Annotated in this window: 18 protein-coding genes and 2 pseudogenes; 15 read left to right on the top strand and 5 right to left on the bottom strand. The window is 52.8% G+C overall.

The genetic code is table 11. The features are described from left to right. On the top strand, nt 1–486 hold a 486-nt coding region (locus DHN12_RS12075), incomplete at its 5' end, for a transposase (protein WP_199913502.1). A gap of 218 nt (nt 487–704) precedes the next feature. Beyond that, complete coding sequence (locus tag DHN12_RS12070) at nt 705–1,064, top strand: group 1 truncated hemoglobin (protein ID WP_108860421.1); 360 nt, start codon at nt 705–707, stop codon at nt 1,062–1,064. Nucleotides 1,065–2,141: 1,077 nt separating this feature from the next. Here the strand turns inward: DHN12_RS12070 and DHN12_RS12065 are convergent. Next, nucleotides 2,142–2,894: a P-loop NTPase fold protein gene (locus tag DHN12_RS12065; protein ID WP_108860420.1), complete on the bottom strand. Its 753-nt coding sequence runs from the start codon at nt 2,892–2,894 to the stop codon at nt 2,142–2,144. A gap of 532 nt (nt 2,895–3,426) precedes the next feature. Between DHN12_RS12065 and DHN12_RS12060 the strand changes: the two genes are divergently transcribed. From DHN12_RS12060 to DHN12_RS12045, 4 genes and pseudogenes are all read left to right on the top strand, one after another. After that, entirely contained in the window at nt 3,427–7,026 is a 3,600-nt protein-coding gene (locus DHN12_RS12060) for an adenylate/guanylate cyclase domain-containing protein (protein ID WP_108860419.1), read from the top strand. A 27-nt stretch (nt 7,027–7,053) separates the two neighbouring features. Beyond that, the gene (locus DHN12_RS12055; protein WP_058274660.1) at nt 7,054–7,311 is read left to right on the top strand and encodes a DUF4242 domain-containing protein; all 258 of its coding nucleotides are present in this window, start codon (nt 7,054–7,056) and stop codon (nt 7,309–7,311) included. A 119-nt stretch (nt 7,312–7,430) separates the two neighbouring features. Then, nucleotides 7,431–8,846 carry an FAD-binding oxidoreductase gene (locus tag DHN12_RS12050; RefSeq protein ID WP_108860418.1) on the top strand — a complete coding sequence of 472 codons (1,416 nt, stop codon included), beginning with the start codon at nt 7,431–7,433 and terminating at the stop codon, nt 8,844–8,846. 137 nt (nt 8,847–8,983) lie between these two features. Continuing rightward, a pseudogene (locus tag DHN12_RS12045) lies at nt 8,984–9,689 on the top strand (IS6 family transposase). A 347-nt stretch (nt 9,690–10,036) separates the two neighbouring features. Here DHN12_RS12045 and DHN12_RS12040 read toward each other — a convergent pair. Continuing rightward, entirely contained in the window at nt 10,037–11,362 is a 1,326-nt protein-coding gene (locus DHN12_RS12040) for a tetratricopeptide repeat protein (RefSeq protein ID WP_108860417.1), read from the bottom strand. 144 nt (nt 11,363–11,506) lie between these two features. Between DHN12_RS12040 and DHN12_RS12035 the strand changes: the two genes are divergently transcribed. The 7 genes and pseudogenes from DHN12_RS12035 (at nt 11,507) to DHN12_RS12005 (ending at nt 18,253) form a co-directional block, all read left to right on the top strand. Continuing rightward, nucleotides 11,507–11,815, top strand: a complete 309-nt coding sequence (locus DHN12_RS12035; RefSeq protein WP_108860416.1) for a hypothetical protein — start codon at nt 11,507–11,509, stop codon at nt 11,813–11,815. 160 nt (nt 11,816–11,975) lie between these two features. Further along, nucleotides 11,976–13,274, top strand: coding sequence for a guanitoxin biosynthesis MBL fold metallo-hydrolase GntH (gene gntH, locus DHN12_RS12030; protein WP_108860415.1), 1,299 nt, complete (start codon nt 11,976–11,978; stop codon nt 13,272–13,274). An 82-nt stretch (nt 13,275–13,356) separates the two neighbouring features. Continuing rightward, nucleotides 13,357–14,466 (top strand): HlyD family secretion protein, encoded by a 1,110-nt coding sequence (locus DHN12_RS12025; protein WP_159090022.1) that lies wholly within the window; start codon nt 13,357–13,359, stop codon nt 14,464–14,466. 20 nt (nt 14,467–14,486) lie between these two features. Continuing rightward, the gene (locus tag DHN12_RS12020; protein ID WP_108860413.1) at nt 14,487–15,182 is read left to right on the top strand and encodes an ABC transporter ATP-binding protein; all 696 of its coding nucleotides are present in this window, start codon (nt 14,487–14,489) and stop codon (nt 15,180–15,182) included. Next, nucleotides 15,182–16,675 (top strand): FtsX-like permease family protein, encoded by a 1,494-nt coding sequence (locus DHN12_RS12015; protein WP_108860412.1) that lies wholly within the window; start codon nt 15,182–15,184, stop codon nt 16,673–16,675. The genes DHN12_RS12020 and DHN12_RS12015 overlap by 1 nt, the downstream gene beginning before the upstream one ends. An 18-nt stretch (nt 16,676–16,693) precedes the next feature. Further along, nucleotides 16,694–17,347: a DUF3299 domain-containing protein gene (locus DHN12_RS12010; RefSeq protein WP_108860411.1), complete on the top strand. Its 654-nt coding sequence runs from the start codon at nt 16,694–16,696 to the stop codon at nt 17,345–17,347. Between the two features lie 261 nt (nt 17,348–17,608). Then, nucleotides 17,609–18,253, top strand: a pseudogene (locus DHN12_RS12005) (IS6 family transposase). A gap of 309 nt (nt 18,254–18,562) precedes the next feature. Here DHN12_RS12005 and DHN12_RS11995 read toward each other — a convergent pair. Further along, nucleotides 18,563–19,144, bottom strand: a complete 582-nt coding sequence (locus DHN12_RS11995) for a TetR-like C-terminal domain-containing protein (RefSeq protein WP_108860409.1) — start codon at nt 19,142–19,144, stop codon at nt 18,563–18,565. A 124-nt stretch (nt 19,145–19,268) separates the two neighbouring features. Here DHN12_RS11995 and DHN12_RS11990 point away from each other — a divergent pair, with 124 nt between their 5' ends. Further along, nucleotides 19,269–19,859 (top strand): YceI family protein, encoded by a 591-nt coding sequence (locus DHN12_RS11990; RefSeq protein ID WP_108860408.1) that lies wholly within the window; start codon nt 19,269–19,271, stop codon nt 19,857–19,859. Between the two features lie 65 nt (nt 19,860–19,924). Continuing rightward, entirely contained in the window at nt 19,925–20,464 is a 540-nt protein-coding gene (locus DHN12_RS11985) for a luciferase family protein (protein ID WP_234416630.1), read from the top strand. Nucleotides 20,465–20,806: 342 nt separating this feature from the next. Here the strand turns inward: DHN12_RS11985 and DHN12_RS11980 are convergent, their stop codons facing one another. Both DHN12_RS11980 and DHN12_RS11975 read right to left on the bottom strand, forming a co-directional pair. Further along, nucleotides 20,807–22,189: a transposase gene (locus DHN12_RS11980; RefSeq protein WP_108860406.1), complete on the bottom strand. Its 1,383-nt coding sequence runs from the start codon at nt 22,187–22,189 to the stop codon at nt 20,807–20,809. Between the two features lie 349 nt (nt 22,190–22,538). Further along, nucleotides 22,539–24,893, bottom strand: a complete 2,355-nt coding sequence (locus DHN12_RS11975) for a TRAP transporter large permease subunit (RefSeq protein ID WP_108860405.1) — start codon at nt 24,891–24,893, stop codon at nt 22,539–22,541. Nucleotides 24,894–24,908 lie beyond the last annotated feature (15 nt).

The following is a 24,908-nucleotide window of genomic DNA, read 5'->3' as shown; positions in this document are numbered from 1 at the left end:
GACAAATCGAAACGTCAGGATGGAACGTGGTCGCGCTCTGACTTCATCTGGGATCCCGACAATGACAGGTATCTTTGTCCCGAAGGCAAAGAGCTGAAGCGCACCCGGCAATATCACAAAGACCCGCGCAATAAGCAGCCGCGAACAGGACGTCGCAAATACCGCGCCAGCAAGATGGTTTGCAGTATCTGCCCTGCGAAGGATAAATGCTGTCCAAAGGTGGATGCGCGTTCCGTCACCCGCGAGCGGTTCGAGGAGGTCCGGGAGTTTGCCCGCCAATGCACGGCCTCGGAGTTCAATCCAAAGGCTCAGGCGCGCCGCAAGAAAGTCGAGATGCTATTCGCCCACCTCAAACGCATTCTCGGTTTGGGGCGGCTCCGGCTGCGAGGGCCATGCGGCGTTCAAGACGAATTCACCCTCGCAGCCACCGCCCAAAACCTCCGGAAACTTGCAAAACTGAAGCCGTTGATCCCCGCCACAGGATAAAGGGCGAGGCCATCTTCGGCTGAACCAATAAAATCAATGCTATAGCTCACACCCTAACTCAAAAAACGAACGACTTTTTCAACGGAATCAGCCCAAAGCGCTCATCGTTTTTCAAGGTGAGCTGCGATCAATTGCGTAGCCAAAATGCAATAGATTTGGCCCCAATTAGAATACCGTGCTAGCGTCTGAGAAACGCCGATCAAAAAAAGGGATAGACAATGCCTGCGACACTTTATGATCGTCTGGGAGGAACGGATGGTATTCGGCGAATAGTTGACACGCTGGTGGACAATCACTCCATAAACCCAGTTGTCTCTGCTCGATTTGCAGGAAGTGATATGAAGCACCTCAAGCGAATGGCAGGAGACTTCTTTATTACTGGTTCTGGTGGACCTGAGATCTATGCAGGCAAGGATATGGTTGCCGCGCATCGGCACATGAACATCAGCGGAGACGAGTTTGTCGCAGTATTGGACGACGCCGTGAACGCACTAAAGGCAAACGACGTTGGTCAGCGGGAGCAAGAGGAAGTCTTGTACATTCTATATAGCCTCAAAGGGCAAGTCGTTGGGATTTGAGTATTGCGTGAACGGAGTGCACACGGAAAAGTGAAAATTCGATCATTGGATTATTTTTGTGTGGAGCACGCATCGCCCAGGTCTTGCTGAACGTCCACTGACGGTGCCAATTGACAGTGAGTTTGAGAGCTTTTCCTTGGTCTCATTCTTGCTATCGTACTGCGTATGATCGCGTTAGGAAAATAGTGGTGCGCTATTTGGCAAAACTATTTGCAGGAATTTTCTTCCTTGCTGTGGCAGTTTCAGCCACTAGCGGTGCGGCAGCCACAGCGGTGGAGTGTAGCAACGCCGGAGGGTTAACCGAAATGATAAATGGAGAAGCGGTATGTTCTTTTCCCAGCAGAACTTGCCCAAGTGAATGGAAAACATATCAGTCGCTCAGACAATGGCACCCCAAAACTTGTGGAGGCTCGCAATGCACGGGCAAAGATGAATGCACCACGAAGCAGGGTTGGTCAACGCAACCACCAATGTGTGTCTATGAGAGCGGTAGAAATTCTGAAGGCGATTGCACCAAGAGAAACAAATGCGAGGCGGACCGAGTTGTTCGGGTAGCCTGCACCAAATGAGTTTGAGGTGCTGTTCCGGCGAATCCAAGAAACCTTTAAAAAATTCGTTCGTGCATTGTAGGCAGCACAGATGTTCGCCTTGGGCAATTGTTGCAAGAGTCAAAAACTTGGCTTCGGGCAAATACAGACGGTAGCTAAGTCCGCAAGGCAGTCTGATCAAGAAATAATCCTCCAAAACCTGATGGCAGGATTGATAATTCAGACCTTCATGGCTGAACTTGTGAAGGCCGCTTTGTCCGCATAGCAGTTATTGGGGCCGTGCGCAGTAGATGTCTGCTTCAAGCCCGAAGCGGTCGTTCTTCACGTTGTGAGGTGCATTATTTGCGCTTGATTTAAGTTGAATTCGATACCCCTGATAATACCCTAATTCGATTCCGGATTCGCATATGTAGGTTCCGGTGGTGTGAATCGGGGTGTTGATAGAAAATATGAATTTATAAGATATTGATTCTAAATAAGTAGTGATGCCGGTTTGTTGCCGCCCCGGGCACCACTAAAATTCAGTATATTATGAAGAAATCCGGTTTGCGTCTTTAGCGCCGTTTCGCGCTTGGGTGACAAATTGGGTGACAGCTGACGGATTCTGACACCCAAACTCACGTTGAATTTGATTTGGAGTCGTTTCAAAGGGTGACAGTGTGCAATCAGTGCAAAAGCGAGCTACCCGCAATTGATGCGAACATCCCGTAAGTGCAAGGCGTATATCTACAAACTTATCCAAATACTTCTCATCATTTGTTGGTGAGTCAAACTGATGGTTCGCAAGTCGTTCGAGATAGTCCGTATTGACCATCAAACAAAAAACAAATCCCGATTGGTCGAAAATCGGCTTCATTGCCTCCAAAAACGCTAGCGCGTAGTCTGGGTGACAGCGATCAAGTTCATCAACCAATGCCACAACTCGTTCAGTGTCCTGACCTTGTAGCAGCGCTTTACGAAGCGCGTCTAATTGTTGAGGTAGCTCGTCCCGCCGAACTTTTTCAGCGGCCATCTGGGTGGCTATCAGCTGTCCCGCGGCTTTTGACATACCTTCGCCAGGGCCCTTAACGATGCCGTCGAGCGCATCAAATTCGCCGAGGGCGTCCATCGCTTTGTCTGAGACCAGACCAATTACTTCTTCTGCTCCCGAGCGAAGCAACAGCCTAGCTGTGGCTCGCGCGCCGATCGCGCCAATACGTTTCCCTAGCATACGGCATTCAAACGCGAGCTGCTGTCCTTTCCACGCGGACGCAACGACGATCAGGTCGACAGCTTCTCTCAATTCCTGAACTGGTCAAAAGGTCTGGGCTTCTACCGGGCCCTTGGTCGCGATCACCAGATCAACATCGAACCAAGGGAGCGCAGCCGTGAGCGGGTCAGACGGCGGTAGTTATATGAGCCAGACCAGGGGCGGGGCAGGGTTCGCTTGGGTGACACCTGATTCACCTGCTACGTCCATTTGACATCGAAATTGGGAGGTGTCCATCTGTTCAAGGTTTGCCCCTGAACAATATGTGCTTAGATCAGGAAAGGGCCGGCTGCTACCAAAGATGTCTTCGGAAGAATAGGTGGAAAGCAGAAATTCGCTGCGCTTAAGGCCAATTACCGCATTGCGGACAATGCAGCCTAACGCGGCGCCGCAGAAAATGCACGCTCTGGGAGATCCACCAACATAAAACCACTGCGTTCCGACAAAAAATGGATAAGAAGGTGCCATTTCTGTCAAAAGCAAAGCAGACGTTTGGTCGCCAAAAATCAGTACGTGTTTACAGCGTTTTCTTGATTAGCCTCCTTTATATCAGCATGATCCCGTTATGGCGGTTGAAATCGACAAATGGCTGAACGATCTCGAACTGGGTCAATACTCAGACGCTTTTGCACAGCATGATATCGACGCGCGCGTACTGCCACTACTGTCAAACGACGACCTTAAAGAGCTTGGGGTTAGTCTGGGCCATCGAAAAATCATCCTGGCAGCGGTTCAGGAATTGACTGGCCAACAGCACTCGTCTCAACCGCCACAAGCCGTAGACGCGGATGCATACGAAGTCGGCCGGGTTCCCAATTCGGATGGATCGCAAGGCGTCGCCTTATCCGCAAGGAAGCCTGCTTCATTGGCGATCGCAGAGAGGCGTCACTTAACAGTTTTGTTTGCTGATCTCGTCGCCTCGACTGAGTTGACCAACCAGTTTGATCCCGAAGACATGCGCGAACTGCTGCAGAGCTACCAGGATGCGGTTGCAGGTGCAGTTAGCAGGTATGGCGGCTACGTCTCGAAGTATTTGGGCGACGGTCTCCTGGTGTTTTTTGGCTGGCCTACAGCCTATGAAGATCATGCAGTTCGCGCTTTAAAGGCTGGTCTTGAGGCCGTTCGGCGGGTCAGAGATCTTAAAACACCTGACGGTGAGCGTTTGTCAGCCAGGTTAGGTATCGCGAGTGGCGACGTGGTAGTTGGCGATACGATCGGTGAAAACACCTACGAAGAAGGAGCCATGACGGGGCCAATTGTCAATCTGGCAGCGCGGCTTCAGGAACACGCAGAACCGAACTCAGTTGTTTTATCTGCTGAGGAGACCGAAGAAACTTTGCATCGGCTATTTGAGTTTAGGTCTCTTGGACAAACCGAGCTGAAAGGTTTCAAAGAACCACGAACCCTTTTGACTGTCGTATCAGAACACAGCGCGGAAAGCCGGTTTCGAGCTTCATACAGGGACGAAAGTGGCAGCGTCATGATTGGTCGCGACTACGAAAAAGGTATCCTTTTACAATCATGGCTGCGTGCGCAGAACAGTCAGGGAGAGGTTGTTCTGCTTGCCGGTGAAGCTGGGATCGGTAAATCGCGATTGGCGGAAGAGTTTCTCGCTAATGCCGTAGCGGCTAGCGAAGCTGATATTATCAGGCTGAACTGCTCTCCTTACCTTTCCAGTAGCCCGTTCCACCCCGTCGCCCAGAGGATTTCTCAGGATGCTGGTGTGGGGACAGATTTTGATGACGACCGAATTCTCGATCTTGTCAAAAAAATGTTGGAAAGCCGGGAGGGCTTGGAATGGGAAAAGGTTCTGCCCGTCTTTGCCGCGCTGGTTGCGCCTCACAGTGCTCTTGCCCGAAGCGTTCTCGATATGTCACCGCAGGAGCAACGTGACCTCACGATTCAGACGTTAATCCACACGGTTCAGGTACGCGCAAGCACGCGTCCTGTTATTCTTTGTGTTGAGGACGCGCATTGGATTGATCCTTCCACCCAAGCTCTTTTGGATCGCTTCAAAGCAATTTGCGCAGATCTGCCTTTGATGATTTTGATCACCCACAGGCCCGGCTGGGAACTTGCCCATGATGACGGCGAAGCGCACGTACATACGCTCCAGCTGCGTCGGTTTGATACGACCCATGTCTCGAACCTAGTTCTCAATGTTACCGGAAAAGCACCGGACGATGCGCTAATCGCCACAATCATTGAAAAGACGGACGGCGTGCCATTGTTCGTCGAGGAGTTGGCCCGGGCGATTGTTGAGGCGGGTGAGCACGGGCAGGTCCACATACCTTCGTCTTTGAAAGGCACGCTGATGGCACGTCTTGACGCAGTCTCACCAGAGGCCAAACAAGTAGCGTTAACAGGAGCCGTCATTGGACGGGAGTTCGAGCCTAGCTTGCTGGCTTCCGCAATAGGTCTTGCCAGTGCGGAAATTCAATCTCGTATAGAAGAGCTGTCTCGAACGGGTTTGATCTTTGAAAGCGGGTACAATCGAGGGTATTTCGTTTTCCGTCATGCCCTTATTCGGGATACCGCCTATCAATCCATGTTGGGCTCAACCCGCAGGCAACAACACGCAAACGTGGCCCGTGCTTTGATGCAGTTGCGGTCAGCAGAGATTGAACGCCGGCCCGAGTTGGTTGCCCGCCATCTTTCAGAGGCCGAAGAATGGCGTGCTGCGTTCGACAAATGGCAGACGGCAACCGAAATGGCATTGGCGCGATCCGCCAGCCAAGAGGCGATGGTCAACGCTAGGGAAACACTCAAAGCGGCTGAAAATCTTGGATCTGACAACGGCGTCGAAACGATCAAAGCCAAAATCCTGATTGGTCGCAGCCATGACAGCCTGGGTCAGTTGCCAGAGGGGATAGCGGCTTTGAAAGAGGCCTCGGACGCCGCCCGTGGAATAAACGATGTGGCGCTCGCCGCTGATGCTGCGAACCATTTTGCGGACTCGTGTATGATGTCGAGTAAGAGACACGGCGAGGCCATTGAGCTTTGTGTTAGAGCTCTGAACGACCTTCCCGACGATGACGAAGTTCGGCAGTGCAGATTGATGAGCCAACTTGCACGGGCACATATGTTTGTCGGCCAGTTTTCTGAAGGCGCACGCTTTGGTCAGCAATCAATGGAACTGGCCGCGAAACTGGGGGACTATAAATCCCAATTCTCGGTGATGATGATGCATTTTGGGGCGCCATTCGTCGCGCGCAAAGGAAGAGAGGTACGTCATTGGCGTGAAAACCTTGATGCGATGCATCGGGCGGCCGAGAACCTAGGGAGTATTGATCAGGGTCGGGACCGGACACTTAGTCTTTTTGTCGGGGCCGAAATGGCCGACCGCGACTTGATGGATCATTCACTCGAACTGCTGACGGAGATTTCGGAAAAGGACAACCATCTGCAACTCTACTGGGTACAGAAACACGCACGCGCCATGGTTGCAATTATGGATGGCAATTTTGAGCAGGCGGAGATGCATGCCAACGAAGCGGTGAAAATCGGTCGACAGACACATGGAGAACATGTTGAGGGCGTATTCGGTGTTCAGATGTTTACCATCCGTCGCGAACAAAACCGGCTGCACGAAGTTGCACCGGTGATCAAGAAGCTGATGACGGATAGCCCGGAAGACATTTCTTGGAAGCCGGGATTTGGCCTTATTGCCGCCGAGTTGGGATACAAGGAGCCAGCTGAACGCATACTGAATGAAATGGCAGAGAATGGCTTCGATCTTCCTCTTGATGCCATGTTTTCAACTACATTGTCCTATCTTGCTGACATTTGTGTCGCAGTCGAGCATCTGGGACATGCTGAGACCCTCTATGACATGCTGACCCCATACGAAGAGCTGACGATCACCGCTGGGGCAACAACAGTTTGCGCCGGGGCGGCTGCAAGACGTCTGGGCAATCTGGCAGCAGTGCTGAAAAACTGGGACGCCGCTGAGAGTATGTTCCATAAGGCGATCGAAATTGACACGCGCATGAAGTGTCCTCCGTGGATTGCGCACAGCAAGGCAGCGTATGCATCCGCGCTAAGGCAACGGGGCCGCACGAATGATTTGAAACTTGCGTTTCAACTAGAAGGGGAAGCGTTGGCAATTTCACAGCAATTGAGTATGGTTTTCCTTAGGTCAAAGCTCGAGGGAGTAGCTGTTTAAAGTCATTTACATGCTTGGGGGAGCATTATGCCAAGGTACATAATTGAGAGAAATTTTGCCGAGCAGCTGAACGTCAGCGACGACGACAAAATTCACATCAAAGAGATCAATGACGAAGTCGGGGTCGAGTGGATTTTCTCGTTCCTCAGCGCAGACAAGCGCAAAACATACTGCCTGTATGAGGCCCCTGACGAGGAAAGCCTCAGAAAGGCGGCCGAGCGCCTAAACATCCCAGCCGATGTCATAACACCCGTGGATCAGATAGATCCCGGAATATTCGCCTGAATATTCGCAGTTCAAAAACCTAGACCGAGGCGATTCCTCTGCGGGGCAACGCGTCGGAAGTCACAACTACATGAGGCAGCCGCGCAAGAAGCCTGACCTGAAAACAGGGAGGCCTATGCATGTACGATATAAAAACACTCGACGGAAACACGGCAACTGTGGATCAAGACGCTTTGGATGCGCTTAATTCCTCGCTTCGCGGCGGCGTCTACTTACAGGGCACTCCGGAATATGAAGGCGCAAGAACAACTTGGAACAGCATGTTCGAACGTCACCCCGGGTTCGTGATCCGCGCGATGGGGGCGAGCGACGTACAGAAAGCTGTAAACTTTGTTAGGGACGCCAGCCTCATAATGTCAGTCCGATCAGGTGGGCATCAAATTGCAGGGCACGCTGTTGCAGATGAGACCGTATTACTCGATCTGTCCCAGATGCAATCGGTACACGTAGACCCTGTCATCAAGACTGCTCGGGTTGCACCGGGTGCATTGCTTGGCGATGTAGATCGCGAAACCCAGGCTCACGGGCTTGCTGTCCCTGTCGGCATCAATTCGACAACTGGTATCGCTGGTCTGACCCTTGGCGGCGGCTTTGGGTGGACGACGCGGAAATTCGGAATGACGATCGACAATCTTCTGTCGGCAGAAGTTGTGACGGCAGATGGGACGATTGTCAGCGCCTCGCCCACAAGCCATCCGGAGCTTTTCTGGGCCATCCGCGGTGGAGGCGGCAATTTCGGCGTCGTGACCTCATTCGAGTTCCAGTTGCATGATCTTGGGCCCGATGTTCTGTCCGGTCTGATCGTTCACCCGATCGAAAAGGCGCCAGAGCTGCTTGCAGAATTTGCAGCCATTGCAGATGACTCACCCGATGAGCTGACCGTCTGGAGCGTGATGCGAAAAGCTCCTCCTCTCCCGTTCCTACCAGAAGATTGGCATGGGAGAGAGGTGCTGATTTTTGCGGCTTGCTACAGCGGCCCAATGAGCGAGGGTGAAATAGCAATGTCGGCTTTGCGCGCGCTTGGAGAACCAATAGCCGACGTTATCTCACCTCACAAGTTTGTAGACTGGCAAGCAGCTTTCGACCCTTTGCTTACACCGGGCGCTCGGAACTATTGGAAAAGCCATGATTTCGAAGCGCTTTCCTCAGAAGCAATTACAGGTATTCTCGAGGCGGTTTCCAGCCTTCCCGACCCTGCTTGCGAAGTATTTATTGCTCATGTAGGTGGCGCAATGGCACGCATTGAACCCCACTCAACAGCTTATCCGCAACGATCAGCACACTTCATAATGAATGTTCACACTCGTTGGGAAGACCCGAACAAGGATGATGAGTGCATTGCGTGGGCGCGGGGACTTTATGATCAGATGCGGCCTCATGCGACCGGTAGCGCATATGTAAACTTCATGCCCGAAGACGAAGCGGATCATATGGTTGGTGCGTACGGCCTAAACGGCGAGAAGCTATCGAAAATAAAGGGCAGCTATGATCCAAAAAATCTGTTCAGGATTAATCACAACATATTACCTGAGTAGGACCATCCGATTTGGAAAGACTGATCCATACGGGCGCTTAGAGCTAATGCTTGATATTTGACAACAAATATTTGGTTGCCGGTCTTGTCAGAAGAACTTGGGTTGTGGCTGGCAGGGGGCTTTCGTAGCCTCGGCTTTTGAAAAGACGATCACCATTTAAGTACTTCAAAACCAGTCCAGAGATCATTTGTCTGGCCGTGATGCTTTACGTTCGGTTCCCACTCTCGCTTCGAAATGTAGAAGACCTGCTGCATGAGCGTGGCATCGACGTGAGCCACGAAACCATCCGGTACTGGTGGAACCGTTTCGGCCCGATGTTCGCATCGGAAATCCGGAGAAAACGGGTCCAGCAGTTGCGGGCATACTCAAAATCGAAATGGCATGTGGATGAGGTATTCGTAAAGTTGAACGGCAAGCGACACTATCTGTGGCGCGCAGTAGATCATGAAGGCGAGGTGCTTTAAGAACTGGTCACCAGGCGTCGAAACAAGCTGGCGGCATTGAAATTCGTCAAGAAATTGATGAAGCGGCCCGGCACAGCGAACTAGGTGATCACGGATCGCTTCGCGTCATATCGGCCGGCACTCAGAGACCTAGGCGCGACGGAAAAGCAAAAGACGGGCAGGTGGCTCGACAACCGGTTGAGAACTCGCACCTCCCATTCCGACGAGAGAACGCGCGATGCAGCGTTTCAAGCGCATGAGAAGTTTACAGAAATTAGCTGCCGTTCATTCCTCCGTTTATAACCATTTTAACCAGGAGAGATCTCTAACAAGCCGAGACACTTTCAAACTGACACGCTCCGCCGCTCTTTACGAGTGGCGCTATCTATGTGCCGAATAAAGGTCAGCTATGCTGGATTAGCTGAGACTGGTTTGAATTTGTCTGACAGCACCACAATATAAAAGTTAACCGAACCGCTGCCCTCGCCGAGTGGCGCCAGCTTTGTTCCGTATAAGTTCACGCATTTGGCGGCAAACTGAGACTTGTTCGAATTCGTCTGACAGCACCTTCAGAACCAAGCTTTGCAGTTTCCGAGATGCTCAACAAAACTGCCGTTAGCTGCTACATATTCCGATGCCTCCTTTTGGGGTTCAATAACACCATCGGGGTATGTTTGCTTGTGTTGGTGGCAAAACGCACTTTACGCGCGTGCGCCTGTCTCCAGTCGCCACTCAAAAGGGTTTCTCTTAAAAATGCCATCCTGCGTCGGCTAAGGCTGAAATCACTTCGTCCGAAAGATTTGGACTGGAATAAAATGCTGTTAGAACAATATCTGGCCTGAACTCTGGCCAGGACTGTTTCAGTTGATTCAAGGTTGCATGTGCCTCTTTGGAATCGCCCAGCCTTTGATAGGAAGCCGCCAAAAATACTAACGACATTGCACTGACGGGGTCTCCATTTTCGATAGCAAACTTCAAAGATGCGATTGCTTCGCGATATTCTCCGATATGATAGCTGGCCACTGCATGAACATTTCTATTGGCAAACCGATGACTCCCAGTTTCTCTAGGGTGGCTTGGGTCACTTACATCATATGCTTCTTGGAAACGCCCTAGAACCAGAAGTATCAGACTACGAAAGTCTCGAACGTTGCCATCATCGGGCCGTAGAGACTGCGCGAGTGCGGAGTATTTCAATGCACTTTCATGATCGCCAGACACATATGAGGCCCACGCCATTGCGGATTGGCTCCAGCCGTTGGAGGGTGCAATGTCTACTGCTTTTTGCGCCATCTTCACTGTATCTGACATCAGGGCATCACGATCTTCCTGATCTGGTGCCTGTAGGGTCTGTGTTCCCAGACTATGGGCCAATCCTGCGTACCCACAGTAAAAATCAGGGGCTTCCTTTATTGCCATTCTGAATATGTCGCTGGCCAATATCTGATTGTCGGTCGTTGCGACAGGAAACAGCAAACCTCGAGCTTGATCGCAATAGTTTGACGCCTGTACTGCGGCAGGTGACTTGACGGACAAAGCCTGCCGCTCAAGCTTGCGCGCGGATGCCTTTAGGTTGACATCACCGACCTTGTCCATTTGCCCGCTCAAGATGTAGGCAAGAACAACAACCAGTAAGGTAGCGGCAGGGATACCAGTCAGCCAGCGCCATCCTAGTCGGAATAGCGCACGATCAACATGACTCTGAGATGTACCAGAGCAGTCTTCGAACCAAGGCGCGTACCCGCCACTGTCAATGTGAATGCGCAGATAGTCTTTGGCACCTACCGTTTCATAGTACTGCTGAAGTTTCCGCCGTAACCGCCCCGCATCCACACGAACAACATTGATGTGACTATCATCGCTGGCAAAACTTTTGAAGTAAACATCCTGTGCTATGGTTTTACCAAGAATGGCTTCGGATCTGCCTGCAATGGCCTCTTCGACAACGTAGCTAAGGAAATTCCGCAGGCGTTCCGCTTTGCTAAACATTTCACTCGCCAACACTTGTTCCAGCGCTTCCCTCACGCGGGTTGCGTTTCGTTCCGGATCAAGGGGTGAACCTCTATCAGTCATTCAAACATTCATGTTTCTCTGTGTTTTCAGTTCCATACTGCCCACTGAATATTTGAATGTCACCCTAATTTCACGGTGTTACCCTTCAGCGTTTCACGTTGTGCCCACAGGCTGATGTTCAGAAAGGAACTAGGTATTTGGACAATGACAGATGTTAAATTGCTAGAACTCGCGTTCCCAGATCAAGTCAACCGCATCCGTCAAATGCGGAAAACTCATCATGGATTTGGGGACCTCTGTCAGGACTTCGATTTGCTTTCTGCAGAGTTGCAGAAACCCTCGGCAATCAGCCTCACAGCTTGGCCATCCCAAAACAATCCCGTCACCGAAAGTCTGGAAGGATTGATCGAAGAAATCGCCGAGCACCTTTCGGAAGTTACCCGCTCAAAGGTTGTTCCGAAAGCCATTTCAGAAGTGGTTCCCATATTCACCCAGGCTCGAACAAAGGACTGAAAATATGCTGCAAGACAGACAGAGGAAGTCAATTAAGTCACTCAGCGCACTCGCCGCCGCAGCGACATTGTTCGCCACAAGTGCGTTCGGACAGGCTCCCCCAGTACAGGAGCCCTCATCCCAAGAAGATATTGAGGCTGCGCTAACGGGCGGCGTCCCTATGGGGCGTTGGAAAGAGGGGCTGACCTTTGACGGCATCTCTCCTCAACCGTGGTTGAAAAGTGCGGCAAACTGGTTCCCACGCACCGAAGATGTACAGCCAAACGAGATGAGAATTATCTTCATGGGATCTGCCCCATTCATTCGCCCTGGGCAAATGAACACGGCGATTCTTGTTGAACTGGGTAACGGTAAGATATTCATGTTTGACATTGGTGAGGGCTCACCAGCGAACATCATTGCCAGTGGATATGCACTGAATGAAATTACCGATGTATTCATCACGCACCTGCACGTAGACCACTTTGGTGGGCTGCCGTACCTGTGGATGTTCGGAACCTGGGCGGGTGGATGGCACGAGCAGTTGACGGTCCATGGCCCATCCGGCCGCACCAAGGAGTACGGCACCGCAACGATGGTAGAAGGCATGAAAATGATGACCGGCTGGCACCGGGATGCTTTCAGCGTCTTTCCCGTTGGCAAAGGTTGGGACATCGAAGTCAACGAATTTGATTTCCGTGACAATGGTGGCGTGATCTATGATGAAGACGGGGTCAAAGTCACACACTGGCAAAGAAGCCATGCCAAGGACGGTGCGTCCGGATACCGGATGGACTGGAATGGCATGTGCTTTATCTGGACAGGTGACGGTCGACCCAACATGATCGATATTCCTTTTGCCAAAGGCTGCGATGTCTTCGTCACGGAACAGCAGCAGGAAATCATCGAAATCTCCTCCGGAGTTCAAGGCGTGCCGCCTTTCCTGGGGCGTTATACCGTCGACACACATCACACGCCCAGTTATGCGGCTGGCTACATTGCCAATCTGGTTCAACCCAGGCTTCTGATGAATACTCACATGAGCTATGACCCCTATCAGATCGAGGAAACCGTAGCGGAGATCCGAGAGCACTGGAAAGGTCCCTATCACTTTGGAGCGCCTGACGGGATCGTTGTGAACGTCACCAAAGATCAGATATGGGTTCGCGAAGGCATATTGCCCGAGTTCCCAAACTCACGAGCGCCGCAGTTTGACTTTAGCAATGGTCAGTTGATCGTGCCGAAGCCACCCCATCGGCGCGAAGACATTCAAGAACCCTACGTGCGCGATATGGAGATCGATCCTAAGCTGTACTATCCCGAGGGATATCATCCTGAGCTGCTGACCGAGTGGCCAGTTGATGACGACCTTGTTGTTCCTCTGGAAGCGCTTCCCGAAAACCTGAAAGAGAGTATGGGCGCGGCGTGGCGCCATCGTGAAGCCAACCGCAAAGTGTTGGAAGAGCAAGGTGACAATTAAGTCATCATGACAAACAGGGCGATCACCCGTAAGTTCGGGTGGTCGTTCGAACTTTCTGGAAACATCACGAAGGAATGAAGTCTTGTTAATCGTACTTGGCCTCTACTTTGGAATAGTCTGGCTGGTCTTTTCCAAGTTTCATCTTCTCCCCTGGAATGGGTTCTGGAAAACTCTGGTTTACGGTGTAGCTGCTGTTATCGCTCTGGTGGTCATCGGTGCGTTGAACCACACAACTCCGACTGGCCCGGTATCCATTCAGGGTGTTTCAACGAATATTGCTCCGAACGTGGCGGGCACGGTTACAGAAGTCGTTGTGGAGCCTAACCAGGAAGTCGCAAAGGGCGAGACCCTATTCCGGATAGATAGTGAGGTTTTCAAAGCCGAGGTCTCTCGGCTCGAAGCCGTCTTGGAAACTGCAAAGTCATCTGCCGATCAACTGGTATCAGATTTATCAGCCGCCGAGGCAGAGATTGACTCCTTGACTGCTCAGTTGACCTTCGGAATTCAACGTCGTGATGACATCATCCGTTTGGAAGAACGCGGGGCATCAACCACGTTCCAACTGCAAGAGGCTGTCTCAACCATCGATCAGTTGACCGCGAATATCCGCGCAGCCGAAGCCCGAAAGACAAGCCTTGAGCGGCGTATCGCCGCGAAGATCGACGGGCGTGACGCAGGTGTTGTGGAGGCCGAACAGACACTTGCGCAAGCTCTTTGGGATTTAGAGCAAACAGTTGTAAAAGCGCCGGGAAACGGCGTTGTCACGGCTGTATCACTACGACCAGGTAACCGCGCCACTCCGCTACAAGGGGCAATAACTTTTGTCGAACCCGGAGACTTTGCAGTAATTGCTACGCTTCCCCAATCCAGTCGTGCCAATGTTTCGGTCGGTGACGAAATCCGGCTGGCATTTAGAACGGAACCCGGTGGAGAAATTACCGGCCGTATTTCCGATTTTCCGGTAGGAACTGTCGAAGGTACTGTTGATCTAAGATCAGGTCTTCCCTCATTGCGGGAACTAGCCGGGATATCCAGCTACATCGTATTGGTTGAACTACCTGCAGATGCAGACAGTAATTCCTTGCAATTTGGAACGTCAGGAACAGCTTTGGTTAAGACAGACGAGGCCGGAGCCATTGGGGTTTTGGCAGAGATCCTTTTCTGGGTCACCAAGAAATTCAATTATCTTTGAAAAACCGGACCAAAGCATCTGTGCAATCAATAAAAACTGTCGAACTCAAATCCTTGGTATTTCGGTGGCCCGGTCAACCCGACCCGGTGCTCTCAGTCGATAACTTTGATCTTGGGGCCGGAGAAAGCGTGTTTATGAGAGGCCCCAGTGGCAGCGGAAAGACCACGTTGCTCTCGGCAATTGCTGGCGTGATCGATGTGCCGAAAAGCGCGGTTCGCGTTGCAGGCACGGATGTCGGGGCTTTGGCCGGAGGTGATCGTGACCGTTTTCGCGTGGATCATTTGGGGATTGTTTTCCAAGTCTTTAATCTTTTGCCTTGGCTCAGTGCGCTTGAAAACACGTTACTGCCCTGCAGGTATTCAGCGCAACGGCGCAATCGGTCGGGGCCAGACCCCAAGGCTACCGCGACACGGCTGCTGCGTGAGTTAGGTCTTGAGGATACTGAGCTCATCAATCGACCTGCCAGCGCACTGAGTGTTGGGCAGCAGCAACGAGTTGCGGCGGCGCGGGCTTTGATAGGGGCGCCCGAAGTTGTGTTGGCGGATGAACCTACCTCGGCTTTGGATGAGGAAGCGAAAGACACGTTTGTCCAGCTGTTGCTGAAGGAATGCGATGCATCAGGGGCGAGTTTGCTATTTGTGAGCCATGATCGCAGCCTGGAAAAACACTTCGATCGGAGCGTTGACTTGCCAAAGCTGAACGCGGGCAAAACGTGATGTTCAACCTTTGTTATAAAAGCCTTCTCAATCGCCGCTTTATCGCTGCGTTGACTGTTCTTAGCATTGCCTTGAGCGTGGCTTTGATTGTTGGGGTTGAACGACTGCGAACAGAGGCACGAGCAGGTTTTTCCAATTCTGCATCAGGTATCGACCTGATCATTGCGGCACGCGGAAACGATGTGCAGATCCTGATGGCAACGGTTTTTGGTGTCGGTACAACAGGCGTCGGTATCACCTGGGACAGCTACGAGATGATCGAAGATCTGCCCCAGGTAAGCTGGACAGTGCCGATCATGATGGGTGACAACCATCGTGGATATCCAGTGATTGGCACGTCCAAACAGTACTTTGATCGTTTTCGTCACAGCGGCGGCCAACATCTGACTTTTGCTGAAGGGCACTCTTTTTCGTCTGCAGATGGCGCAGTGATCGGCGCAGAAGTTGCGCGAGTGTTTGAATATGGGCTCGGCACGGCGATTGTGAATGCCCATGGTTCGGGCGAAGTTGCCTTTGATGTCCACGACGAAGCGCCTTTCACAGTGACCGGCGTGCTGGGGCATACCGGGACGGCCGTTGACCGAATGGTTTTTGTCTCGCTCGAGGGTTTTGACGCCTTACACAAAGAACCTGCTTCAGAGGTTGCGGACCCATTCGTTTTGATCGATGCACCTGAGGCCACCGAAGAACACGAAATCCATTCCACCGAGCATTCCCATAATGAAGATCACGCGGACAGTGAATTTGCGGACGGGCATGTGGATCACGGCGACGGCCATGGACAAGACGATGACTATGCGGAGCACGGCGAGCCTGACGAGCACGAAGAAGGGCATCAGGAACATGACGACAGTCATACCCACGAGAGCGACCATGAAGACGAGGTGGAAGCTGTCAGGACCTCTGGCGGGCACGATCACGGTGGCCATGATCATGAACCGGGGACCATCAACGCGATTTTTGCCGGGCTTGAGGAGAAAACGGCGGTGCTTTCAGTTCAACGGCAACTTGCAGACCATCGCGACGAGGCACTGACTGCTGTTCTTCCTAATGTTGCGCTGTTGCAGCTTTGGTCGATTACCAGTACGGCCGAGACTGCACTGCGTCTGATGGCAGGCGCTGTGGCAGTGGCCGGAATGATCGGCATGGTGGTCATGTTGTCTGCTTCGCTCGACAACCGGCGGCGTGAATTTGCGATCCTTCGATCCGTGGGCGCAACACCAGCTGGCGTCTTTTCCCTGATCTTGCTTGAAGCCGTTTTATTGTTGTCGGCCGGCATCGTGCTTGGAGTAATCGCGCTCAGCGCTCTCACGCTCGTGATAGATCCGCTTCTTGCCGCAAATTTTGGGCTTCGCATCGGTGTTGGCCTTCCAAGTTTTCGCGAGGTTCTTCTCATAGTCATCGTTTTCTGCTCTGGTCTTCTTGCTAGTATTATACCTGCGTTAAGAGTGTACCGTATGACGCTATCAGACGGACTGTCGGTGCGGCTTTGAATAAGAGGACCCGCTGAAATGAAAACCATTACGCATTTTCTGAATATCTTATTCGCCCTTGCGATTGCGGGGCCTCTTCTTGCAGCGGATCCGCGCAACATAGGTTGGCAGGATCTTCTTCCTGAGGAGCGCCCCTACCACGATCCTTTTGCCACCCTAGAATATTCTCAGGTCAATGCGTTGGCCATGCTTTATCGGATTGAGGTTCTGCATGCGGACACTGCGGATGACAAGAAGCGCGCCGAAGCGGTTCAGATCCGCGAAGACCTCTTATCTCAAGGCCTTGATCCAGATTGGTTGTTTGAACAACGCGAAATTGTGATGAACCAACGGTTGATTGCCGCGCGCGAACCGAACCTTGACCTTTTGGGGGAGAACGTGCGTCTTCCCGGCTATCTCCTTCCCCTGGATATTGTCGACCAGAAGGCGGTCGAATTCCTTCTGGTTCCGACAGTTGGAGCCTGTATTCACACACCACCACCTCCAGCCAATCAGATGGTCTATGTGCGATACAAACAAGGCTTCGAAATCGACGAGTTATTTAAGCCAGTTTGGATAAGCGGGGAAATGCGGGCACAGAGCAGGTCCCAATCACTCAATTACGTGGATGGCCAGGCAAATATTGAAACCTCATATGCGATGGATGCCCAGTCAGTAGAAATCTATGACTGATCAGTCAAAAAAGACCAGTTCGGTACTGTCAGAAAAATTCGAACTAGTCTCAGGTAGGCTAATAGAGCTGTCCTTTATGCTGCGTTGAGTTCACGCCGCTCGGCAAAAGCGGCAGTACGTGTCAGCTTGGAGGTGTCTCGGGGGCATTGTCAAAGGAAACTGGCTTGAGGCGGGTAGGGGGGGCCGTAGCTTCGTGGGGGGTCAAAACCCAATCCATTTTGCTACTTCAAAACCAGCCAAGAGATCATTCGCCTAGCGGTTATGATGTATGTCCGGTTCCCGCTGTCGCTGCGGAACGTGGAAGATTTTCTGCATGAGCGCGGCATCGACATAAGCCACAAGACGGTTCGATTTTGGTGAAGCAGATTTGGACCTATGTTTGCATCCGAGATCCGTAAAAAAACGCGCTAGTCGAATGCGCGCATACTCAAACTGTCAGTGGCACCTAGACACGTTTTCGTGAAGATCAATTGCGAGACACACTACCTTTGGCGGGCCGTTGATCACGAGGGTGAAGTGATGGAAAGCTATGTCACTAAGCGCCGGGATCGTAATGCAGCGTTGAAATTCTTAAGAAAATCAATGAAGAGGCATGGCCGACCGGAGGTAATTGTGACGGACAAACTTCGGTCCTATGGCGCCGCTTTGAAAGTTATTGGCAACGCGCGAAGGCAGGAAACGGGACGCTGGTTGAACAACCGAGCGGAAAGTTCACACCCCCCATTTCGGTGAAGGGAACGAGCGATGCTGCGTTTCCGACAGATGCGATGTTTGAAAAAGTTCGCCGCTGTCCATTCTTCGGTGCACAACCACTTCAATCAGGAACGCCATCTTTACTCACGACACAATTTTAAAGATAACCGAACCGCCGCCCTCGCCGAGTGGCGCCAGCTTTGTTTCGTATAAGTTTACGCATTTGCCGGCAAACTGAGACTGGTTCGAATTCGTCAGACAGCACCCTTCTTATTAAATGTCCGGTTTGGGCTGCTAGCGGCCTATCGTGCTTGCTGCGGAGAATGGCAACACTGAACCCAAAGGTGTTCATTTAGCAATGGGAATGAGCGGAAGCGACAAATCAGGGTACAGACATCAAAGTTGTGAGTAGCGGTTCGTTTTTACCATGCGACGTGCTGTTGTCACGCAGCGAACGTAGTCCTACCGCGATCATGGAAATTGTTAAGTTACTGGTCGCTTTGATTGCAAAGTAAAGGATGGTCACTGCCCTGAATTGGTTTTCGCGATACTGCAAAGCAGATCAAGATGTCGGTCCAACCAATCCTCGTCCATTGCCTCGTGACGAATGAGCTTGCGGAAATAAGGTGCAGCCACTGCTAGTTCTATGAGTTGGTCAACCGGAACGTCGGCGGTGATCTCACCGCGGTCTATTGCGGCTGCAAATACTGCTTCAACACTTGCGAACCTGTCTTTCATGAATTCAGTAATCACCAACCGCGCTTCTGCATCGGTGGACGCAGCAGCGACCACCTGAGGTGCGATTTGGCCCCATGGTGTGTCATTCAAGGCTCCCATCAGTACACCGAGTAACCAGCGCAAGTCAGATCGCAGCGGGCCATCGGTTTTGGGCGGTATGTTCGGCGGTGTTGCAATGCGCCTGAACGCTGCATCACGCAGACAACGCGCATCTGGCCAGTGCCGGTAAAGTGTGCTGCGCGAAATGCCCGTTGCCTTTGAAACTGCGCCATGAGTTACGTGCAGCACGCCTTCATCCATCAGTATCTTTTGCGCAGCATCAAGCGCAGTCTGTCGTGTGGCGATCAGCCTAGGATCTTCTTTCAATTACTCCTCCTATGGAACAATTTGTTGCATAGTAGAACATTTTGTCCTAAAAGTATGGTCGGCCAAAACCTAAATCCCAATACTCAATTCCACAAACACGTCTTGTCAAAATGGGAGCGTATCAATGTTCAAAGTGGCAGCAACCCCGCTGGCGGTACTCTTATCGATGGGCGCGACAACCGCATTGTCCGAGAGCGGCACTTACGGGCTGGATCCTGGACACAGTCAGGTATTGTTCAGCTACAACCACATCGGGTTCTCAGAAACATATGGAATGTTCTCAGGTTTTAGCGGTGAGATTGAGTTCGACGAAGATGATCCGTCTGGGTCATCTGTCACAGTGTCTATGCCTGTGAAATCCATGATCACGGGCTGGGACGCCCGTCTGCAACACTTCATGTCCGATGACTTTTTCAGTGCGAGTGATAGTGACATAGTCACATTCGCCTCGACCAGCATAGAAGTCACCGGGGACAATACCGCGAATATTTCTGGCGACCTGACCATGAATGGCGTCACCAAACCTGTTGTTCTGGAAACAACGCTTAACAAGTCAGCGCCATACCCTTTTGGCCCAAAAGAGGGCACGCCGACCTTGGGGCTGGCTGCCACGGCGACTATCGTGCGGTCTGAATTCGGACTTGGGGCATTTGCGCCAGCGGTGAGCGACGAAATAGTTCTCTTGATCAATATCGAAGCGTTAAAGGCTGAATGATGTGTGCAAGGGCGCCGATACTGCGCTCAGCACTCAATCTTTTTGATTGGCAGATGGTCAACACGATGAATGTGCACCTGAGAACATTGGCGGTTGCTGTGACGGTAGTGGTATTGATGTGCTCAATGGCGTCCGCGCAAGAGCGCTCCTTGCCGGAGCGCACCTCGCCCCGTCCCGAAACGACAAGCGGCGTACCGCATACTCAGATTGGTGTCGAAATTAATGCCGATTTGGCCCAGCTATTGCTGGAGCGAGTTGCGCAATTCCCAGGGGTCACACTTGGCCCAACACGCATATCATTACCTGGCGCGATTGGCTTTCAGCTTGATCCTGACATGTTGTTGTCTCAACCGAACTCTATTGTCGGTGGGTTTGAGTTTGCGCATATGCATCCTGATGGCAGCTTGCACGCTTCGCTGCGCCCGGCAATGGCCCGACGGGCAATTGAGGCTGGCTGGGCCGTAGGACACCCTTGGGCTAATCAACGTCCCGGATGGAGTGGCTTTGTCATGATCTATACTCCGACCACACCAGAAGAGTTGGATGTCGTCATCGATCTGGTCGAAAGTTCGTACACCTTCATCACCGGAAACACCTTGGGTTAAACCTGTTTTGCCCGGAAGTGTGCGGTGACGCCTGCTTCCTTTAAGAGTGCTGTTTCAGCCGCCTTGCTTTTCGCGGTCAAAATCTTTCTTATATTCTTGCCGTGGCGAAGCGCTCGGAGCCTGCGTTCAAGCCTTCAGCACCAATAGTAGCTCCCGTCCCGCGCAGCTAAATCTGCAAAGCTCAGTGGCGAATGCCCGCTTTGGGCTGCGGCCAACTAATTGAACTGATCGCAGAGAATTGCAAATCTGGGTTGATTCCGTTGAAAAAGTCGTTCGTTTTTTGAGTTAGGGTGTGAGCTATAGCATTGATTTTATTGGTTCAGCCGAAGATGGCCTCGCCCTTTATCCTGTGGCGGGGATCAACGGCTTCAGTTTTGCAAGTTTCCGGAGGTTTTGGGCGGTGGCTGCGAGGGTGAATTCGTCTTGAACGCCGCATGGCCCTCGCAGCCGGAGCCGCCCCAAACCGAGAATGCGTTTGAGGTGGGCGAATAGCATCTCGACTTTCTTGCGGCGCGCCTGAGCCTTTGGATTGAACTCCGAGGCCGTGCATTGGCGGGCAAACTCCCGGACCTCCTCGAACCGCTCGCGGGTGACGGAACGCGCATCCACCTTTGGACAGCATTTATCCTTCGCAGGGCAGATACTGCAAACCATCTTGCTGGCGCGGTATTTGCGACGTCCTGTTCGCGGCTGCTTATTGCGCGGGTCTTTGTGATATTGCCGGGTGCGCTTCAGCTCTTTGCCTTCGGGACAAAGATACCTGTCATTGTCGGGATCCCAGATGAAGTCAGAGCGCGACCACGTTCCATCCTGACGTTTCGATTTGTCGAAGACAGGGATAAACGGCAGGATTTGTCGATCCAGTGCGAGCCAGGCAAGGTTCTCTGCGGAGCCATAGGCGGTGTCGGCAGCAACCCAGTCCGGTTTCAGTCCGAACCGTTCGCTGGTCCGGGTTATCATGCGGCGTGAGGCGCGCACTTCTGCTGTTTTGACGGACCGGCTGGCCTCGACATCGACAATGATCCCGTGATCTGTGTCGATCAGATAATTGTCAGAAAAGGGCAAGAATGCAGGACCCTTCCGGGCTGCCGTCCATTGGCTAGCAGGGTCGACATGGGCTGTGAACTTGGGCTTCACTTCGCTGGCAGCCCCAAACGCTTCATCGTCCAGCACATCTAGATACTCCCGCACAGCGCGGGGAGCATCTTTAGGGATTATCTCCCGAGCCTCCCAATCATCGGGATTGCTGGAGTTTTGCTTCTGGACATCCGCGACGATCAAACTGCCATCGACCGCAAAGCCCTGACCACCAACCAGCCCTTCCGCCATGCAACGAGCGACAGTTGTCTCGAACACATGTCGCAACAGGTCACTCTCGCGGAACCGTACGTGGCGGTTCTTGGAAAAGGTTGAGTGATCCGGGATGCGGTCGGTCAGATCGAGGCGGCAGAACCACCTGTAAGCCAGGTTGAGATGCACCTCCTCGCAAAGTCGCCGTTCCGACCTGATGCCGAAGCAATATCCCACCAGCAACATCCGGATCAGCAGTTCAGGATCGACTGACGGGCGACCCGTGTGGCTGTAGAAATCCGCAAGGTGCGCGCGGATGCTACTTAGGTCGACGAACAGATCAATCGACCGCTGCAGGTGATCCTGGGGAACATGCTCCTCCAGCGAGAACTCGTAGAACAAGGCCGCTTGCGCCTCTTGCCTTGGTCCCATCATCGCAAACCCTCCCGCTCGGTGACAGAATTGAATCAGTCGTTGGCGAACCAATCAAGGAAGAGTTTTTCAACGGTATCGGCCCAAAGCTGACGTTCGCCGCGGCAATAGCCAATGAGCGCAAGGAGCCGTCCGCGCCGTCCAAATTTCCTGAACACATTAGCTTGATAGCGTGGTTATTGCCTTAGCACTCAGCTGAGTGCGGGAGCGCCAAGGCATTTGGCTACGATTGACAAGTGCGGCGTGGTGCCAACCAAAAGTGCAATCGGCAACTTGGCAGCGCCCCTTCCCCCAAACACCAAAGCAAAGGGGGCCCAAAGGCCCCCTTTTCAATTTGGTTATGAACGTCGCATCAATTCGGGATCAGATCCGGAACGATGGTCACGATCGACGGGAAGAACCACAGGATCGCAATCCCGACCACCTGAATGATCACGAACGGGATGATCCCACGATAGATGTGGCCTGTTGTGACCTCTTTGGGTGCAACACCCCTGAGGTAGAACAGCGCAAACCCAAACGGCGGCGTCAGGAACGACGTCTGAAGGTTCACCGCCACCATGATCGTCACCCATTTCGGATCGAACGAGCCACCATAGATCACCGGTCCCACGATGGGGATCACGATGTAGATGATCTCGAGGAAATCCAGCACGAACCCAAGAATGAACAGCACCAGCATCACGATCAGGAAGACCGTGAACTCGTTGTCAAAGCTGCGCAGGAATTGCTGAATATAGTGCTCACCCCCGAAAGAGATCACCACCAGGTTCAGCAGTTGGGATCCGATCAGGATGGTAAACACCATCGAGGTCACCTTGGCCGTTTCGCGCACCACGGGCGTCAGAACGCCGCTGGTGAACAAAACCCAGCATCCAAACAGCAGACCGAACAGGGCATACAGATAGGCACCGTAAGCAATTATGAAGGCGACCCAGGTCTCAAAGTTCACATTGCTCTGATTGATGCGCAGATCAAAGTTCACGCCCATCAGCAGTGCAATGATCACGGCAAAAGTGGCCCAGATGATCACCTTGCCCGAGCGCTCTTGATCCTGCAGCTTGCGATAGGCTGCCAGCATGATCGCTCCGCCCGCCCCAAGTGCTGCCGCTGGTGTTGGGTTGGTCACACCGCCCAAGATTGAACCAAGCACCGCGATGATCAGAACCAATGGCGGAAAGACCACCCGGATCAGATCGTTAGTGGCACATCGGGCTGCCGCCTCCTTGCAGCCGTACATTGCCAATGCAAAGGGCAAAGCCAGAAGGACGAAGGTCAATCCCGAAGACGTTGTTGGTGCAATCAACAGAACATCAACCAGCAACATCAACAGCAAACCGATAGCGCCCAAAATCAACGGCTGCGTCGGTTTGGACGGCGCAATGCCGCGGCCCATGACCAGTGTCAGACCCAGCAGAACCACAATCACCGCAACACCAGTACCAATCGGCGCCGCAGTGGCGATCTTGGCCTCGCGCGCCTCGACCAGCGCCTCTTCACTCAGTCGTTCGGCATTGGCGACACCACCTGCGGCGTCAATCGTTTCCTGCTCGGATACGGCCTGATCCCAGGCGGATTGTCCGTGCAGCTCGATCATCGACACTTTGCACTGCTCGGAAACATTGGTGCGCAGCGACGCGCCCGCACCGATGTCTGAAAACGCCGAGACGTTGATGTTCTGGCTGCCAATGATCCCCGAGCTGCCCAGCAGGACTGCGCCAACGATCAGGGCAACAGGTGCGCCAAGCAACCAAGTCAGGCCTTCACTGCGCGTGATCGGCTCACCACTACCGCCGGACATCGGCACCGCTGGTGCCTTATCAGGATTCAGCAGTGCATAGCAAAATGCATAAATCGCATAGAGCAACGCCAGCATTATCCCGGGCAACAAAGCGGCCTGGAACAGCGTACCGACCGAAACCACAGCCGGTTCCCCCAGATAGGTCAGCGCATCGGTACAGCCTGCGTCCTGAGCGCGCGTTTCCTGCGCAGTTGAATATAGATCACCCGCCAAGGTGCCCAACAGGACGATAACGATGGACGGCGGAATGATCTGCCCCAACGTGCCCGATGCCGCAATCACACCCGTCGCCAGTTCAGGCGAGTAGTTGTTGCGCAACATGGTCGGCAGCGCCAGCAGGCCCATGGTTACCACGGTTGCGCCAACAATACCGGTCGAGGCCGCCAGGAATGCACCAACGACCACGATCGACACGGCCAGACCACCCGGCAGCGGCCCAAAGACGCGCGCCATTGTTGTCAGCAGATCGTTCGCGATCTTCGAGCGTTCAAGCGTGATGCCCATCAGAACGAACATCAAAACGGCCAGCAGGGTCTCAATAGACTGCCCCGCTAGAACGCGTTCGTTCATGCGGTTCACGATGAACGACACGTTGCGATCCAGCGCGGTTTCCCAACCAGCGGGGAAGACCGCCTCGCCTACCCTTGGTAATTCCGGGTATCGGAATATGGATACGGAATCCGGTTTGACCCCGGAATTCACCAGATCACGATAGGCTGTTGAGCCAGTGTCGATGGCCTGATGGATCAGCAGTCCGGCACTGTCCAGCGCGGCGATGATCCCGAATGAGATGATACCGGCCCCGCCGATGGCAAAGGCCACCGGGAACCCGGAAAGGATGCCCCCAAAGAGGCAGAAGAATACGATAATGAGGCCTATCTCGACGCCATCAAGTCCGAATAACATAGTCTGGGTCTCCGT

Source organism: Ruegeria sp. Alg231-54 (genome assembly GCF_900143525.1).
GTDB lineage: Bacteria > Pseudomonadota > Alphaproteobacteria > Rhodobacterales > Rhodobacteraceae > Ruegeria.
This window is presented reverse-complemented; position numbering and strand designations above follow the sequence as displayed.